This window comes from Mycobacterium persicum (genome assembly GCF_002086915.1).
GTDB classification, from domain to species: domain Bacteria; phylum Actinomycetota; class Actinomycetes; order Mycobacteriales; family Mycobacteriaceae; genus Mycobacterium; species Mycobacterium persicum.
The window spans coordinates 2,607,101-2,622,215 of record NZ_MWQA01000001.1 but is presented as its reverse complement, the minus strand read 5'-3'; the positions used below and the strand labels follow the sequence as shown (position 1 = coordinate 2,622,215).

Sequence of the window (15,115 nt, the reverse complement as noted above, 5' to 3'; positions counted from 1 at the left end):
CCGAAATCAGTGTCCGGTGGCCTGGAATCGCTCCACCGAGCGCTGCACCTCGGCTTCGGCTTCCTTGCGCCCCACCCAGTCGGCGGCCTTGACGAACTTGCCCGGCTCCAGGTCCTTGTAGTGCACGAAGAAGTGCTTGATCGCGTCCAACTCGAAGGCCGGAACGTGCTCGAGGTCCTGGATGTGGTCCCAGCGGTGGTCGTCGGCCGGGACGCACAGCACCTTGTCGTCGCCGCCCTTCTCGTCGACCATCCGGAACATTCCGACCGGCCGGGCCGCCACCAGCACCCCCGGGAACACCGCCTCGGGCAGCAGAACCATCGCGTCCAACGGGTCGCCGTCCTCACCGAGGGTGTCCTCGATGAAGCCGTAGTCGGCCGGGTAGGCCATCGGGGTGTAGAGGTAGCGGTCCAGGCGGACCCGGCCCGTCTCGTGGTCGATCTCGTACTTGTTGCGCTGGCCCTTGGGAATTTCGATGGTCACGTCGAATTGCACCGCGTGGCTCCTTTGGATAAGCGAGTGGATAAGCGTGGATAAGCAAGGCCCGGGAGAGGCTTGAGTAGGTCGAATGCCGTCGCGGCTACACCCTAGTCCAGCGATACCGCAGCGCTGCCCCGTGGCCGGTTCGGCACAATGGGACACGGAAAGGACCGGGAAAGGACGCTGTAAGGCAGGAGAGTCATGGGTCCCAAACGTTGGCGAAAGACCACCCACGTGTTCGTCGGGGTGGCTGTGCTGGCGTTTGTCGCCGCCGTGGTGGCGGCCGCGGCGTTCTTCACGACCGGTGGTCACGGAGCCGGTGCGCGCCCGCCGGTCCCGCCACCGCGCCCGCCCACGGTCAAGCCGGGGGTGACACCGGTGGTGGACACGGCTCCGGCGCCCAGCGCGGCCGGGGTGGCCGCGGCGCTGGCCCAGACGGCGGCGGACCCCAACCTGGGCAGGCTGGCCGGCCGGGTCACCGACGCCTTGACCGGCCAGGAACTGTGGCGCCAGCTCGACGACGTGCCGTTGATCCCGGCGTCGACCAACAAGGTGCTGACCGCGACGGCGGCACTGCTCACCCTGGACCGACAAGCCCGGGTCAGCACTCGGGTGGTGGCCGGCACCCGCGACAGCCAGGGGCCGGTGGTTTTGGTGGGTGCCGGGGACCCGACGCTGTCGGCCGCGCCCCCGGGTGTCGACACCTGGTACCGAGGCGCGGCGCGAATCAGTGACCTGGTCGAGCAGATCCGCCGCAGCGGCATGACGCCGACGGCGGTGCAAGTCGACATCTCGGCGTTCACCGGCCCCACCATGGCGCCGGGCTGGGACCCGGCCGACGTCGACAACGGTGACATCGCCCCGATCGAGGCCGCCATGATCGACGCCGGCCGGATCCAGCCCACGACCGTCAACTCGCGGCGGTCACGCACCCCGGCACTGGACGCCGGACGGGAGCTGGCCAAAGCGCTCGGCGTGGACCCGGCGGCGGTGACGATCGCCTCGGCGCCGGCCGGCGCGCGGCAGCTGGCCGTGGTGCAGTCGGCGCCGTTGATCCAACGGCTGTCCCAGATGATGAACGCCTCCGACAACGTGATGGCCGAGTGCATCGCCCGTGAGGTGGCCGCCGCCATCAACCGGCCGCAGAGCTTTACCGGTGCGGTCGACGCGGTGCTCATCCGGCTCAACAGCGCACACATCGACACCGCCGGCGCCGCGCTGGCAGATTCCAGCGGGTTGTCGGTCAACGACCGGCTCACCGCCCGCACGCTCGACGGCGCGATGCAGGCCGCGGCGGGCCCGGACCAACCGGCGTTGCGCCCGCTGCTGGATCTGCTGCCGATTGCCGGTGGCAGCGGCACGCTGGGGGAGCGCTTCCTCGACCGGGCCACCAACCTGGGCCCGGCCGGCTGGTTGCGGGCCAAAACCGGCTCGTTGACGGCCATCAACTCGCTGGTCGGTGTGCTCACCGACAGCAGCGGACGGGTGCTGACGTTCGCGTTCCTGTCCAACGATGCCGGGCCGAACGGTCGCAACGCGATGGACGCCCTGGCGACCAAACTGTGGTTCTGCGGGTGCACGACGTGACGGCACCCTCGGAGTTGACCCTGGGCAACACCGTCGATTGGCGATTTGCGGCCACGGTGGGGGAGCGGCTGGCCCGCCCTGGCCCGCCGTCCACCGAATACACCCGCCGCCAGGTGATCGGCGAACTGATGCGGGCCGCGGAGCAGGCAGAACCGCCGGTTCGCGACGTGACCGGGCTGATCACCTCGGGTGCGGTGCCGCCGGCGCGCGTCCTGGACCGGCCCGCATGGGTGCGGGCTGCCGCCGAATCGATGCGGGCGATGACCAACGGCAGTGACAGGCCGCGGGGGTTTCTCACCGGCCGGGTCACCGGCGCCCAGACCGGGGCGGTGCTGGCGTTCGTGGCCTCGGGCATCCTCGGCCAGTACGACCCGTTTGCCGCCGCCGACGGCGCCGGAATAGGCGGTCTGCTGCTGGTGTATCCCAACGTCATCGCGGTCGAGCGGCAACTGCGGGTCGACCCTTCGGATTTCCGGCTGTGGGTGTGCTTGCATGAGGTCACGCACCGGGTGCAATTCACCGCCAACCCCTGGCTGGCCGGCTACATGCAGGAAGCGCTGGGTCTGCTCACCCGGGAACCGGCCGACGATCTCGGTCAGGTGGTGGGCCGGCTGGCAGACTTCGTCCGCAACCGCGGTGACTCGTCCGACGATTCCGGCGGCCACGTGTCCGGCATTCTGGGCGTGGTGCGCGCCGTGCAGTCCGAGGCGCAGCGCCATGCCTTGGATCAGCTGTTGGTGCTCGGCACGCTGCTGGAAGGCCACGCCGAGCATGTGATGGACGCGGTGGGGCCGGTGGTGGTGCCGTCTGTGGCCACCATCCGACGCCGCTTCGACGAGCGGCGTCAGCGTAAGCAACCGCCGCTGCAGCGGCTGCTGCGGGCCCTGCTGGGCTTCGACGCCAAGCTCAGTCAGTACACCCGCGGCAAGGCGTTCGTCGACGAGGTGGTGGGCCGGGTCGGGATGAAACGGTTCAACACGATCTGGACGGGTCCGCAGACACTGCCCCTGCCGGCCGAGATCGAAAACCCGCGGCGATGGATCGACCGGGTGCTGTAGCGCAGCTGCGCAGGGCTGTCGAGAAATTCGTCGCCCACTACCTCGGCTCCGCCGAGCCGTGGTGCATCGGGCTGTCCGGCGGCCCGGACTCGTTGGCGCTCACCGCTGTTGCGGCGCGACTGCGGCCCACCACCGCGCTGATCGTCGACCACGGTTTGCAGCCGGATTCGGCTTCGGTCGCCGAAACCGCACGGGCACAAGCTATTTCGTTGGGCTGTCGGGACGTCGAGGTGGTCTGCGTCCAGGTAGGGACTGACGGAGGTTTGGAGGCGGCGGCGCGTGCCGCTCGCTATGCCGCGCTGGAGGCCCGCCGCGACGGTCCGGTCTTGTTGGCCCACACGCTCGACGACCAAGCCGAGACGGTGCTGCTGGGGCTCGGCCGTGGTTCGGGGCCCCGGTCGATCGCCGGCATGCGTCCCTACGATCCGCCGTGGTGCCGGCCGCTGCTGGGGGTGCGTCGCAACGTGACCCATGCCGCGTGCCGGGAGCTGGGCCTGACCGCCTGGCAGGATCCGCACAATAGCGACCGGCGCTTCACCCGGACCCGGTTGCGCCACGAGGTGTTGCCCCTGCTGGAGGACGTCTTGGGCGGCGGCGTGGCCGAGGCGCTGGCCCGCACCGCGACGGCGTTGCGCGAGGACACCGATCTCATCGACGCGATTGCCGCCGCCGCTCTGACCGCGGCGACTGCCGGTGCGGGCCTGGACACCGCGGCGCTGACCGCGCTGCCGGGCCCGGTGCGACGCCGGGTGATCCGCAGCTGGCTGCTGGCCGGCGGCGCGACTGGGCTAACCGACAAACAGATCCGCGGCGTCGACGCGCTGGTCACCGACTGGCACGGCCAGGGTGGCGTGGCGGTCGGGTCGGCATCTCGGGGTCAGCGATTGTTCGCGGGACGACGTGACGGCGTGCTGTCCTTGCGGCTCGAGCCTGTCGCGAAACCGATTTGACGACTGCCTTGGTTGCCGGTCGGTCGACGTCGCTACGCTGTGGTCGTGGCTGAGACCTTCCCGGGACAGATAGCGGAGCTGTACCCGGGAGATATCAAGTCCGTGCTGCTCACCGAGGAGCAGATTCAGCGCCGCATCGCAGAGCTCGCCGCCCAAATCGGCGACGACTATCGCGAGGTGTCCGCGACGACCGGCCAGGATCTGTTGTTGGTCACCGTGCTGAAGGGCGCGGTGCTCTTTGTCACCGACCTGGCACGTGCGATTCCGTTGCCCACCCAGTTCGAATTCATGGCGGTGAGTTCCTACGGGTCCTCGACATCGTCGTCGGGAGTGGTGCGCATCCTCAAAGACCTCGACCGCGACATCCACGACCGTGATGTGCTGATCGTCGAGGACGTCGTCGACTCGGGTCTGACGCTGTCCTGGCTGTTGCGCAACCTCAAGAGCCGCCATCCCAGGTCGCTGCGGGTGTGCACGCTGCTGCGTAAGCCTGATGCGCTGGGAGCCAACGTCGATATCGCCTACGTCGGCTTCGACATTCCCAACGACTTCGTGGTGGGCTACGGCCTGGACTACGACGAGCGCTACCGCGACCTGTCATACATCGGGACGCTGGACCCCCGGGTCTATCAATAACGCCTAGTCCAGTTCCCACACCGCGGTCACCGAGAACCTGACCGTCTGTTGGCCGGGTTCCAGGGGCACCGGCGTCGCCGCGCGCGGCGGCGCCTCCGGGGCAGTCCTCGTCGGTGCGGAACCGGAGCCCTCGGAGATCGACAGCACCTTGCCCAGGCGCAGCCCCGACAACTGCGCGTACTGCTGGGCACGGTTCTTGGCGTCGTCGAAGGCGCGGGCCCGCGCGTCCTTCACCAGCTGCGAGTCGTCGGCGATGGAATAGCTGACCGAACTGATCCGGGTGGCGTCACCGCCGGTGCTGACGATCAGTGCCAGCAGCCGCGAGGCGGCATCGGTGGGGTGAATTTTGACCTCGATCGCGTTGTCGGCGCGGTAGCTGGTGATCGTGGCCGTTGCGCCCGGCTCCGCGCTGCTGTACTGCGGTTGCAGGCTGACCTCCGTGGTGCGAATGTCCTTGCGGTCCACCCCCGCTCCCACCAGCGCATTGATCACCGCCTGCTGGCGGTCGTTGGTCTGGTTCATCGCGCTGGTGACGTCGGCCGCGGTGAACTCGATCGCGACGTCGGCGGTCAACGTGTCCGGAACACCTTGCACTTGCCCCGACCCGAAAACTGTCACCTGACGCGGATTTGCCCCGGGCGGCGACGCAACGTGGGAATCGCACGCTGACAGCGACGCGGCGACCAGGCCCGCGACGGCCAGGGCAACCGACTTGCGGACGACCTGTGGGGCGCTTTGTGTGAACGGCATGCGCTACCCTAGCGCCGCTGCGGCGCCGGGAAGCGAAATCCGCGCCGTCGCTTCGGCTCTGCTAACCGCCGGCGGGCGTTCGGGGGATGAACCTTGTCCGAGCCATCGGCGCGGCACCCGCGCGGGCGACCCCGGTTCCAGCCAGGCTGGACATGGCCATTTGGACCCACGGCGTTCCGGAGTCCGGATCGGCCGCGACCGCGCCGGGCGACAGGTCGGCGCCGGGAAGGATTGCCGGGGCTTTGACGGCCCAACTCGGCGGTACCGACAGCCTTCCGATCGAGTCCGCGCTGCCCAACGCCGCGCTGATCTGGTGAGCCGGGGCGGTGATGGGCACCATGTGGGTCGCCGCGGCGACACCACCCATCGCGGCCTTGGCCAGCGCCTTGGTCGCAAAGCTTTGCATCATGCTGCCCATGTTCATCCCGTCCATGACGGACAGGGAAAAGATGGTTGGTTCGAACGCCACCTTGCCCCCCAGCAGTCCCCACTCGGTCGTCTTCCGCATCGCACTCGCGGCGTCGGTTATCGCGGTCCACACTTTCGACCAAGTGCTGGAGCTGGCCGGGGAAGCGAGTGCCTGCAGTGCCGAGGGTGTCAGCTCGTGCAGCCGCGCCACATGCTGAAGCACCTCACCCGAGGCGTGTGTGGCACCGACCGCGCGCGCGGCGAACTGGCCGGCGAGTCCGCCCGGATCGGTGGTCGGCGCCGGCGCGGTGAACGGTGTCAGTCGTGATGCGGCGGCCGACGCTTCGGCATATGCATACATGGCGGCGGCGTCCTGAACCCACATCCGCAGGTAATCCACTTCGTTGAGCATGATCAGCGGGGTGTTCTGGCCGAAGAAGTTGGTGGCGATCAGCACGTGGTGCACGAGCCGGTTGGTCAGGACTTCGGCCAGCGGCACCGTCATCAGGTGCGCGATCTCGTAGGCTTCTGCAAACAGCCGCGCATGCCGTCCGGCGCGCGCTGCTTCGGCAGCGTTCGCCGTCAGCCATGCCACGAAATGCGCTGCTGCTGCCGCCATTTTCGTCGCCGACGGTCCTCGCCATGACATGGCCAAGTTGGCCAGCATCGACCCATACGAACTGGCCGCATCGTAGAGATTGGCGGCCATCTCATCCCAGGCGACTGCGGCCGCGTGCAGCGAGCCGGAGCCGGGGCCGGCCCACATCCGGCCGGAGTTGACCTCCGGCGGCAATAGCGCGTAATCCATTGCGGCACTAGCTTTTCTACGCCAAACCGACTTTATTCGTGGCCTCAACGGCGGTGTACGAATCCCCACAAGCCGCGAGCGTCGCGACAAACGCCTCGTGAATCGCGATGGCCCGGGTGTAGACCGCCTGAAACGCCTTCGCGTGTGCCGCGAAATGCATCGCGGTCAAAACCGAAACCTCGTCGGCAGCAGGCGGAATCACATTCATCGTCGCAGCGGCCGCAGCCGCGTTACGGGAGATCATCGACGAGCCGAGTGTTTGCAGCTTGGTCGCCGCTGACCGCAGCATTTCCGGCTCTGTGGTGAGAATCGACATTAGTGACTAAACCTCCGCGACGTGTCAAGGCGGGTAGTTGAATGGGCATCGGCGGCGACGACGCCGTCAAGCCCGATTGGCCGTACCCTGCCGAATGTCCTTGGGGTACAGTTATGTTGGTGCGACTTCGTTGTCGGAGAGTGACGCTTTCGTACGAAAGCCGTTGTGAGCAAACCGCTGAACTAGACCGTCGCCGGTGCGGAGATTTCGGCGTCGACGTACTGGTCTAGGGGCCGTGGATGGTGTTGTCGTTCGATCTCGCACCGGCGTTGCGAACGGCCGGGCCGTTTGGTACGGAGCGCATACCCATGCCTCCTGGACTAGTGCGAGCTCATTGGCAACCGTCGGGAGCGGGACCTATCGTGAGCCCGATCACAACGATGCTGGATGCGAAGGTAGCACTAGGACATGATTTTTGTCAACCGTAGTTGTCCAATGATGGGGGATGGCTGCGGCGGGTGAGCCGGGTCGCAAGCCGGCTCGGCGACGGCGGCATCCGCCCTGGTTGCTTCGCGAACCCGGACCGCACATTGAGCAACAATTTCCGACAGCAAATTTCTGAACCCGCAATCCCGCCGAAAATCTGAGACGTAAAGCGCGACCGCGTTGGTGCACCGGACCGGCTCCGCCCGCTGACACTATCGCCGCGTGCCAACCCGCAGTGGCGGAGCCTCCGCGACCATAACTCTCACCTTGGTGGGCGCATCTTGATTGGTTCCCGGGGTGGCATGGCGACTCAGATAGCAGTGTGTCCAGCAAGTACGGCGCATCTGTTGTGGATCTGGGGCTCGATAACGCGCTAGCCGGACGGTCAACGGCGGCGCGCATACGCTATCCGAACCCATTACCGTATCGTGTTTGCCGGCGTCGCCCAGAACTTCATATCAAACTCAAATCATATTTGATTCAGATATGTTTCATAGAATAGGGCCAACGGCCCTGCGCTTTTGCCTCAGCAAATGAATTGTTATCGACACAGCAGTGAACAGGCTGGGTGAAACCTGTGTTGTTCCTATCTGACTGGCCTACCGTGTCCTGCGATGTGCTTCAGCGATGAGCGGCGTCACCATCCGTGAAAGTCGTTGACGCAAAGTGAAATTGGGGAAGGGAAATTCATGTCGATCATGCTCGCGCAGCCGGACATGCTGGCTGCAACCGCTACCGAACTGCAATCCATCAACTTTGCGGTCCGTGCCGGGAATGCCGCCGCGGCAGGCCCGACGACCGGGGTGGTTCCAGCGGCGGCCGATCTGGTGTCGCTGCTGACCGCCACGCAGTTCGCCACGCATGCACAGATGTATCAGCAGATCAGCGCCCAGGCCGTAGCGGTGCAGGAGCAGTTGGCGACCACCCTGGGCATCAGCGCCGGCTCGTACGCGGCTACCGAGGCCGCCAACGCGGCCACCATCGGCTAGGAGACCGATAAAGTCATGGATTTCGCACAGTTACCACCGGAAATCAACTCTGCGCTGATGTATTCCGGGCCGGGTTCGGGGCCGATGCTGGCTGCAGCGGCTGCGTGGGATGCCCTGGCTGCCGAACTGCAATCCACCGCGTCCTCCTATGACGCGCTGGTCACCGCCCTGACCGACGGGCCGTGGCAGGGGCCGTCGGCGGCATCCATGGTGGCCGCCGCCATGCCGCAGGTGGCGTGGCTGAGGAGCACCGCGTCACAGGCAGAGCAGGCGGGTAGCCAGGCCGTGGCCGCCGCGACCGCCTACGAGGCGGCGTTCATGGCGACGGTGCCGCCGGCAGAGGTCGCGGCCAACCGGGCGTTGATGATGGCGTTGTTGGCCACCAACTTTCTCGGCCAGAACACCGCGGCGATAGCGGCGACGGAGGCGCAATACGCCGAAATGTGGGCCCAGGACGCGGCCGCGATGTATGGCTATTCCGGCGCAGCGGCGCAAGCCACCACATTGACGCCGTTCAGCCCGGCGACGCCGACGGTCAACCTGGCCGGGGTTGTCGCCCAGGCTAATGCGGTGGCGCAAGCGGTGAGCACGTCGGCGCCTGCGCAAGGAATGACCCAGATCACCAACTCGCTGTTGCAGATGGCCGGTCTGACGAATGAAGCGCCCTGGCTCAGCAATCCGTTGGCAGCACTCGGCCTCGTCGGGCACACCTGGAACTCCAACGGCGACGGCATCGTCGTGGCCGGTTTGTTCGGCGATGTGGTTGAGGGCTTGACCGGTTCGGCAACGGTGGACGGCAGCTTGCCCATGGACGTGTTCAATAGGTGGGTTTCTCCGGCTCGGCTCGTGGTCACCCAGATGAAGGACTACTTCGGTCTCGCGCACGACCTGCCGAAGTGGGCCAGCGAGGGCGCCGAAGCGGCCGCCAAGGCCGCCGAAGGTGCGGCGAAAGCCGCGGCAGGGGCATTGCCTGCGGCCCTTCCGAGTGGCTTGGGTGGCATAGCGGGAGCCGTCGGTAAGGCGGCGTCAGTCGGCGGATTGGCGGTCCCGGCTTCCTGGGCCAACACGGTCGGGGCGGCCAACCCCATCGTGACGATCAGCAACCTGGGCGCCGCGGCGGCGGCAGAACCCGCCGCAAGCGCGTTCGGCGGGATGCCGGTGATGCCTGGTTCTGGCGTCGGCCGCGGCATGGCGGCCCACTTCGCTGCTCCCCGATACGGATTCAAGCCGACCGTGGTGCCACAGCCGCCGGCCGGTGGATGACGGAGTGGGGCAAGAGGCAGTTCTTTGTAGCGCGCCGTAGCCGAGGCGGATCTTGCGCGAAGTGGCGATGGATGACGCCTGATCGTCGGTGATGCCCGGCTTTCCATGTGGCAACGGTCGTGGGATTAACCGTGTTGCGGCTCAACGCAACTCGGTTATCTGCAACCGGTGGCCGCAGCCAACCGGGCCATCCCGCGCAGTACCACGGTGTCCGTTTCGCCATCACCGCCACTGCGCGATCCGACCGGCGCATCGCGGAGCGCGGGCCGGGCGTGGGAGTTGACACCAATTGCGCCTCGGCCGATCCAGCCCGCGCGCCGTGACGCTCGACCGCCAGGAGTTGCCAGGAGCCGGGTACACCGCGCAGCTCAACGTTGCCGCGGTCCTGGAAACCGGTGCCGGAGCCGACCACGAGGTCACGGACCGTGCAGGAGACCAGGATGTCGCCCGCCCCCGCGTGCCCGAGGATTCGCGCCGCGATGTGTACCGCGATCCCGCCGATGTCGCGGTCCAGCAGTTCACACTCGCAGGTGTGGACGCCGATGCGGATCTCGATGCCCGCCGTCTCGGCCCCAGCGCGCAACGCTTCCGCGCACCGGATGGCCTGTGTCGGGCCGTCGAACGTGGTGAGATGCCCATCGCCGGTGCTCTTGACCACCGTGCCGCCGAAACGATGGGTGAGTTCGGCAGTGATCTCACCGAAGCGCTTCAGTACCGCCCGCCACCGCTCGTCGCCCATGGCCGCGGCGCGTTCCGTCGAGGCGACGATGTCGGTGAACAACACGGTGCGCTGGGCTCGATGTGACTGCGCCGGTGCGGTATGGCTGCCGGTGAGCAGCTCCTCGATCTCGGTCGCGACCCTGTCGGGATCGGTGAACCAGGGCGCGTGGTCCGCGCCCTCGAGTTCAACCATGCGCGCGCCGGGAATGTGATCGGCGAGGTACCGGCCCGACTGCACCGGCACGCCAGGGTCTTCCCGGGCATACAGGACGAGCGTCGGCACGGTGATCGTCGGCAGAATCGCCCTGACATCGATCCGGAATGCCGCTTCGGCCGTCGCCCGCGCCATCCCCGGACTGGCGCACAGGCGCTTCAACATTCCAAGCTGGCGCGTTGACCGGATCGACGAAAGGACGCACTTGAGTGCGGTGCCATTGCCCCAGGCGGACCGGATGGCGTGGCCGAATTCCTGGGTCCGGGCGATCCATTCCAGCGACGCCACGTAGTCCTCACCCAGCTCACGGACCACGCGCGCCCGCAGCTGCGCCGGGTCGCACTCCAGGTCATCCCAACTCTGGGCGGCGTTGTACGCCGTCGTACCGGTGAGGATCAACGCCCGGGTACGTTCCGGTCGCGTCGCGGCGAAGAGGATCGCGGCCGGGCCGCCCTCACTCACACCGAGAAGGGCGGCCTTGCCGAAGCCGGCGGCGTCCATGACGGCCTCGATCTCGGCTGCTCGTTTGTCGAGGGTGCGAACTCTTGGGACGGGATCCGACAGCCCCACCCCGGCCTTGTCGAACAAGAGGATCCGGGCGAACGTGCCCAGCTTTTCCATAAGGGACCCGAATTCGGGCATCGCCCAATACAGCTCGACGTGGCTTGCGAACGACCCGGCCCAGACCAGCTCGACCGGCCCGTCGCCGAATACCTGATACGCCAGGCTGAGATCACCGCAGGATGCGTACGACGTTTCCGCCACGGCGTCGAGCCGTAATTGGCGCGAGCGCAAGGCGTGGCGGATCACGCAGCCCGACGGCACGTGCTGCGGGCCGCTCACCGTGCGCTTGCATCAAATAGCTTGTCGGCAAAGGCATTCGGGGTTCTCAAATGCGGAGTCGGTGCTGCCGGATCCTGGTGATCGACCGGATGGCGCGATCCACATCGGAGACGACGACAGTACTGAGCGTCGCCGACGGTTGGGAGTGCGGGGCGTCAACCGGACTGCGAGCGGTCGGCGGTGCAACCAATTAGCGAAAGCTGTCCAGCCTCAACGACTCCGTAACCGTCCAGGTCACCGGGCGCCGAGCGGTCGCGACGACGGTGTGGTCGCTCGCCGCGACGTCGATGGCTATCGGCGTGCGGCCGTTGTGCCCGCGTGCCAACGCCGTCACGGCATCGGCGCGGATCCAGCATCGATTGCCAGGAGCGTGGGCGGCCCGGCCAGCCCGTCGACCACCGTTAGGTGCGCGGCGGCTCGGCCGTCGGATTGGGTGCCAGCACTCGCTGTCGAGTCGTCACCCGGAACGGGTCCAACGATTGTGACCCGTCCAAGGCCTCTTGCACATCCTCGGCAGTGATGAGGCCCAGTTCCATTTGGAGCCAGGTGGCGCTGAGGCCGAATGCATGCGCCGCGCGCCTGGCTTCCTCGGCGTCCGGGAAGTCCTCGGCGTTCGCGCGCCCGCTTCCCCCATACCACCGGCCTTTGGTCACCCCGCAGGCATCGCGCAACTGCTCGACGGTGATGTCACGGTTCAGCGTTGCTTCAAGCAGGCGCTTGAGCCCCCACCCGGCAGCGTTGGTCCTCGGCACGGGTCAAGCCTAGCCCGATGCCAAAAGACGGTCAAAGCATCCTCACCAGAGAGTCTCGGGTTAGAAACACGAATCAGAGATCTAGGACTAGACAAATAGTCATAATTTATGACACCGTATCCGCTACGGGGATGACCCAGTCAATACGGGTACTAGCTGTGCCGGACTTCGGCACCGCGGTAGGAGGAGGAGAAACCACATGTCCTTTGTGATCACGCTGCCGGAACTGCTGATGGCGGCGGTTGGCCGGCTGGAAGCGATCGGCTCGACCGTCAGTGCGGCCAATGTGACCGCGGCGCTTCCCATCACCGGAGTGATCCCGGCGGCAGCCGACGAGGTATCGATGGTGACGGCGGCGAGCTTCGCCGCTTACGGCCAGCTGTACCAGGCGATCAGCGCAGAGGCCCAGCTGATCCATGAGCAATTCGTCAAAGCCTTGGGATTGAGCGGCAATTGGTATGCAGCAACCGAGGCCGCCAATGCGACCCACGCCGGCAGCGGGTCAACGTCCGGTGTACCCATGCAACCGGTACCAGTCGGCCCCTCACCTATCAGTCCGGCGCCCGCCACCCCGGCGCCCAAGAGCCCGACGCCCCGGATGGCACCCACCCCGGCGCCCAAGAGCCCGACGCCCCGGATGGCACCTACCCCGGCGCCGCGCCAGGCACCCCCGAGCCCGACGCTTACCCGCCCGGCGCCCGACCGCCCGTCACCTACCAGCCCGGCGCCCCGCCCGGCGCCCGATCGGATGCCTGCCCACCCGACGCCCGATCGGATGCCTGCCCACCCGACTCCCGATCGGATGCCCACTCGCCCGACGCCCGCCGAGCCTGCCAGCACAACGCCGTATCGCGAGGGCTATGGCGCCTATGGCGGCTACGACCGTCACTCGACCACCCATGGCGGCGGCTATGGCGGGGGCCATGGCGGCTATGGCGGCTATGACCCCTATGGCGGTTACGACCGTCACTCGGCGTCCTACGGGCGCGGTAGCTATGCCGGGACTCACTAGCGCAGCCGTCGTACAGCCGATAACCACTCAAAAGGAGGGATTAGCAATGGATTTCGGTGCCTTACCCCCGGAAATCAACTCGGGGCTGATGTATGCAGGACCAGGGTCGGCGTCGATGCTGGCCGCGGCGGCGGCCTGGGATGGCCTGGCTGCCGAGTTGCGCTCCGCCGCGACGGGCTACGGCTCGGTGATTGCCGAACTTGCCGACGCGGGATGGCAGGGCCCGTCCTCGGCGGCCATGGCCGCCGCCGCCGCACCGTATGTGGGCTGGATGCACTCCACCGCCGTGCAGGCCGAGCAGGCGGGAACGCAGGCGACCGTGGCCGCGGCCGCGCACGAGGCTGCGTTTGCGGCCACCGTGCCACCGCCGGTGATTGCGGCTAACCGGGCGTTGCTCGCGTCGCTGGTCGCGACGAATTTCCTGGGCATCAATACGCCGGCGATCATGGCCACGGAGGCGCACTACGCCGAGATGTGGGCTCAAGACGCCGCCGCAATGTATGCCTACGCCGGCGCGGCATCAGCGGCGGCCATGCTGACCCCGATGGCGGTGGCGCCTGCCACGACCAATGTGGCCGGCCTGGTCGGCAGTGCGGTCGCGGCCGGCGAGGTCGCCGTCACCAACCTGCAAGGCGCCATCCAGGGCCTGGCCGGTCAAGCGGCCAACACGCTGGCGACGATTCCGTCATCGCTGCGTAGCAGCTTCCAAACCGGCATTAGCCAACTTGTGGGCCTCTTGGGCGGCACCTTCGGCCAGGCTGGCCAGGGCGCCGGCATGGGCGCACCCGGAACTGGCGGGCTGCAACAACCGGCAGCACCCAGCCCGTCTCCGGCGAGGCCGATGCACACCCCGGCCCCGGTCCCTCGACCGGCGACGCCCATTCCCACCGCACCCATGCGGGTGCCCGAGATGCCGGTGCTGCCCCCGACTCGCGTGCCGGAGATGCTGGCCCCGGGTCGGACCATGGTGCCGTTGACGGCCGGTATGGGTCAGGCCGGTTCGGTCGGAAGTCTGTCGGTGCCGCCGAGCTGGGCCGCGTCCGCGCCCGAAGCTGCGGCCGCTCCGGCGGCTGCGGCCACGCCGATCACCGGTGCCGGTACGGCGGCGCCAATGATGACCCGGGGCATCCCCGCGGAAACGGTGCGGTTCATGCAGACGCGAGAGTTCGGCGTAGCCATGCCGGCCCTGGCCGTGTTGCCGCGCAGCGTGGTCGGCTGAGGAGAGGGGGCGACGCTCTCGAGTTACCGGTGATCGACATCAGATTCGACGATTCTTCAAGGAGGCATTCAACATGACCGCACGTTTTATGACCGACCCGCACGCGATGCGGGACATGGCGGGCCGTTTCGAGGTGCACGCCCAGACCGTGGAAGACGAGGCCCGCAGGATGTGGGCGTCCGCGCAGAACATCTCTGGTGCGGGCTGGGCCGGTACGGCAGAGGCGAGCTCTTACGACACCATGGGCCAGATGCATCAGGCCTTCCGCAACATCGTCACCATGCTGCACGGGGTGCGCGACGGACTGGTCCGCGACGCCGGCAACTACGAGCAGCAAGAGCAAGCGTCCCAGCAGATCCTCGGCAGCTGAGCCGATTCCACGACAGGAGAACACCGACATGACAATCAGCTATCAGTTCGGCGATGTCGACGCCCACGGCGCCACCATTCGCGCACAAGCCGCCTCATTGGAAGCCGAGCACCAGGCCATCGTTCGTGACGTCGTTGCCGCCGGGGACTTCTGGGGCGGCGCCGGGTCGGCGGCCTGCCAGGAGTTCATCACCCAATTGGGCCGCAATTTCCAGGTCATTTACGAGCAAGCCAATGCTCATGGCGCCAATGTGCAAGCCGCCGGGGCCAATATGGCCAACACCGACGGTGCGGTCGGCTCCAGCTGGGCCTAAG

14 protein-coding genes and 2 pseudogenes are annotated in these 15,115 nt (G+C 67.4%); 10 read left to right on the top strand and 6 right to left on the bottom strand.

Annotation, left to right across the window (positions count from 1 at the left end):
* Window positions 1–6: 6 nt before the first annotated feature.
* Window positions 7–495 carry an inorganic diphosphatase gene (locus B4U45_RS11885; RefSeq protein ID WP_075549850.1) on the bottom strand — a complete coding sequence of 163 codons (489 nt, stop codon included), beginning with the start codon at window positions 493–495 and terminating at the stop codon, window positions 7–9.
* A 186-nt stretch (window positions 496–681) separates the two neighbouring features.
* Between B4U45_RS11885 and dacB the strand changes: the two genes are divergently transcribed.
* From dacB to hpt, 4 genes are read left to right on the top strand one after another with little or no spacing between them, the layout of a single operon-like run.
* Window positions 682–2,067, top strand: a complete 1,386-nt coding sequence (gene dacB / locus B4U45_RS11880) for a D-alanyl-D-alanine carboxypeptidase/D-alanyl-D-alanine endopeptidase (protein WP_082275694.1) — start codon at window positions 682–684, stop codon at window positions 2,065–2,067.
* Window positions 2,064–3,125: a zinc-dependent metalloprotease gene (locus B4U45_RS11875; RefSeq protein ID WP_075549853.1), complete on the top strand. Its 1,062-nt coding sequence runs from the start codon at window positions 2,064–2,066 to the stop codon at window positions 3,123–3,125. Before dacB ends, B4U45_RS11875 begins: the two co-directional genes overlap by 4 nt.
* Window positions 3,104–4,075 carry a tRNA lysidine(34) synthetase TilS gene (gene tilS / locus B4U45_RS11870; protein WP_075549848.1) on the top strand — a complete coding sequence of 324 codons (972 nt, stop codon included), beginning with the start codon at window positions 3,104–3,106 and terminating at the stop codon, window positions 4,073–4,075. The genes B4U45_RS11875 and tilS overlap by 22 nt, the downstream gene beginning before the upstream one ends.
* 39 nt (window positions 4,076–4,114) lie before the next feature.
* A complete protein-coding gene (gene hpt / locus B4U45_RS11865) occupies window positions 4,115–4,711 on the top strand; it encodes a hypoxanthine phosphoribosyltransferase (RefSeq protein WP_162877329.1) in 597 nt (198 codons plus the stop codon).
* A gap of 3 nt (window positions 4,712–4,714) precedes the next feature.
* Here the strand turns inward: hpt and B4U45_RS11860 are convergent, their stop codons facing one another.
* From B4U45_RS11860 to B4U45_RS11850, 3 genes are all read right to left on the bottom strand, one after another.
* Window positions 4,715–5,461 (bottom strand): SIMPL domain-containing protein, encoded by a 747-nt coding sequence (locus B4U45_RS11860; protein WP_075549847.1) that lies wholly within the window; start codon window positions 5,459–5,461, stop codon window positions 4,715–4,717.
* A 61-nt stretch (window positions 5,462–5,522) separates the two neighbouring features.
* Window positions 5,523–6,677, bottom strand: a complete 1,155-nt coding sequence (locus B4U45_RS11855) for a PPE family protein (RefSeq protein ID WP_075549846.1) — start codon at window positions 6,675–6,677, stop codon at window positions 5,523–5,525.
* A 16-nt stretch (window positions 6,678–6,693) separates the two neighbouring features.
* Window positions 6,694–6,993, bottom strand: coding sequence for a PE family protein (locus B4U45_RS11850; RefSeq protein ID WP_075549845.1), 300 nt, complete (start codon window positions 6,991–6,993; stop codon window positions 6,694–6,696).
* 1,115 nt (window positions 6,994–8,108) lie between these two features.
* Between B4U45_RS11850 and B4U45_RS11845 the strand changes: the two genes are divergently transcribed.
* On the top strand, window positions 8,109–8,408 hold the full coding sequence (locus tag B4U45_RS11845; RefSeq protein WP_075549844.1) for a PE family protein: 300 nt from the start codon (window positions 8,109–8,111) through the stop codon (window positions 8,406–8,408).
* 15 nt (window positions 8,409–8,423) lie between these two features.
* Window positions 8,424–9,671, top strand: coding sequence for a PPE family protein (locus B4U45_RS11840; protein ID WP_083156090.1), 1,248 nt, complete (start codon window positions 8,424–8,426; stop codon window positions 9,669–9,671).
* 155 nt (window positions 9,672–9,826) lie between these two features.
* Here B4U45_RS11840 and B4U45_RS11835 read toward each other — a convergent pair.
* A pseudogene (locus tag B4U45_RS11835) lies at window positions 9,827–11,370 on the bottom strand (adenylate/guanylate cyclase domain-containing protein).
* A 479-nt stretch (window positions 11,371–11,849) separates the two neighbouring features.
* Entirely contained in the window at window positions 11,850–12,200 is a 351-nt protein-coding gene (locus B4U45_RS11830) for a hypothetical protein (RefSeq protein ID WP_075549842.1), read from the bottom strand.
* Between the two features lie 199 nt (window positions 12,201–12,399).
* Here B4U45_RS11830 and B4U45_RS11825 point away from each other — a divergent pair.
* From B4U45_RS11825 to B4U45_RS11810, 4 genes and pseudogenes are all read left to right on the top strand, one after another.
* Window positions 12,400–12,696 (top strand): annotated as a pseudogene (locus tag B4U45_RS11825) (PE family protein); the annotation flags it as partial.
* 562 nt (window positions 12,697–13,258) lie between these two features.
* Window positions 13,259–14,431 carry a PPE family protein gene (locus B4U45_RS29865; RefSeq protein ID WP_075549067.1) on the top strand — a complete coding sequence of 391 codons (1,173 nt, stop codon included), beginning with the start codon at window positions 13,259–13,261 and terminating at the stop codon, window positions 14,429–14,431.
* A gap of 73 nt (window positions 14,432–14,504) precedes the next feature.
* On the top strand, window positions 14,505–14,801 hold the full coding sequence (locus B4U45_RS11815) for a WXG100 family type VII secretion target (RefSeq protein WP_075549066.1): 297 nt from the start codon (window positions 14,505–14,507) through the stop codon (window positions 14,799–14,801).
* Window positions 14,802–14,829: 28 nt separating this feature from the next.
* The gene (locus tag B4U45_RS11810) at window positions 14,830–15,114 is read left to right on the top strand and encodes a WXG100 family type VII secretion target (RefSeq protein ID WP_075549065.1); all 285 of its coding nucleotides are present in this window, start codon (window positions 14,830–14,832) and stop codon (window positions 15,112–15,114) included.
* Window position 15,115: the final 1 nt, after the last annotated feature.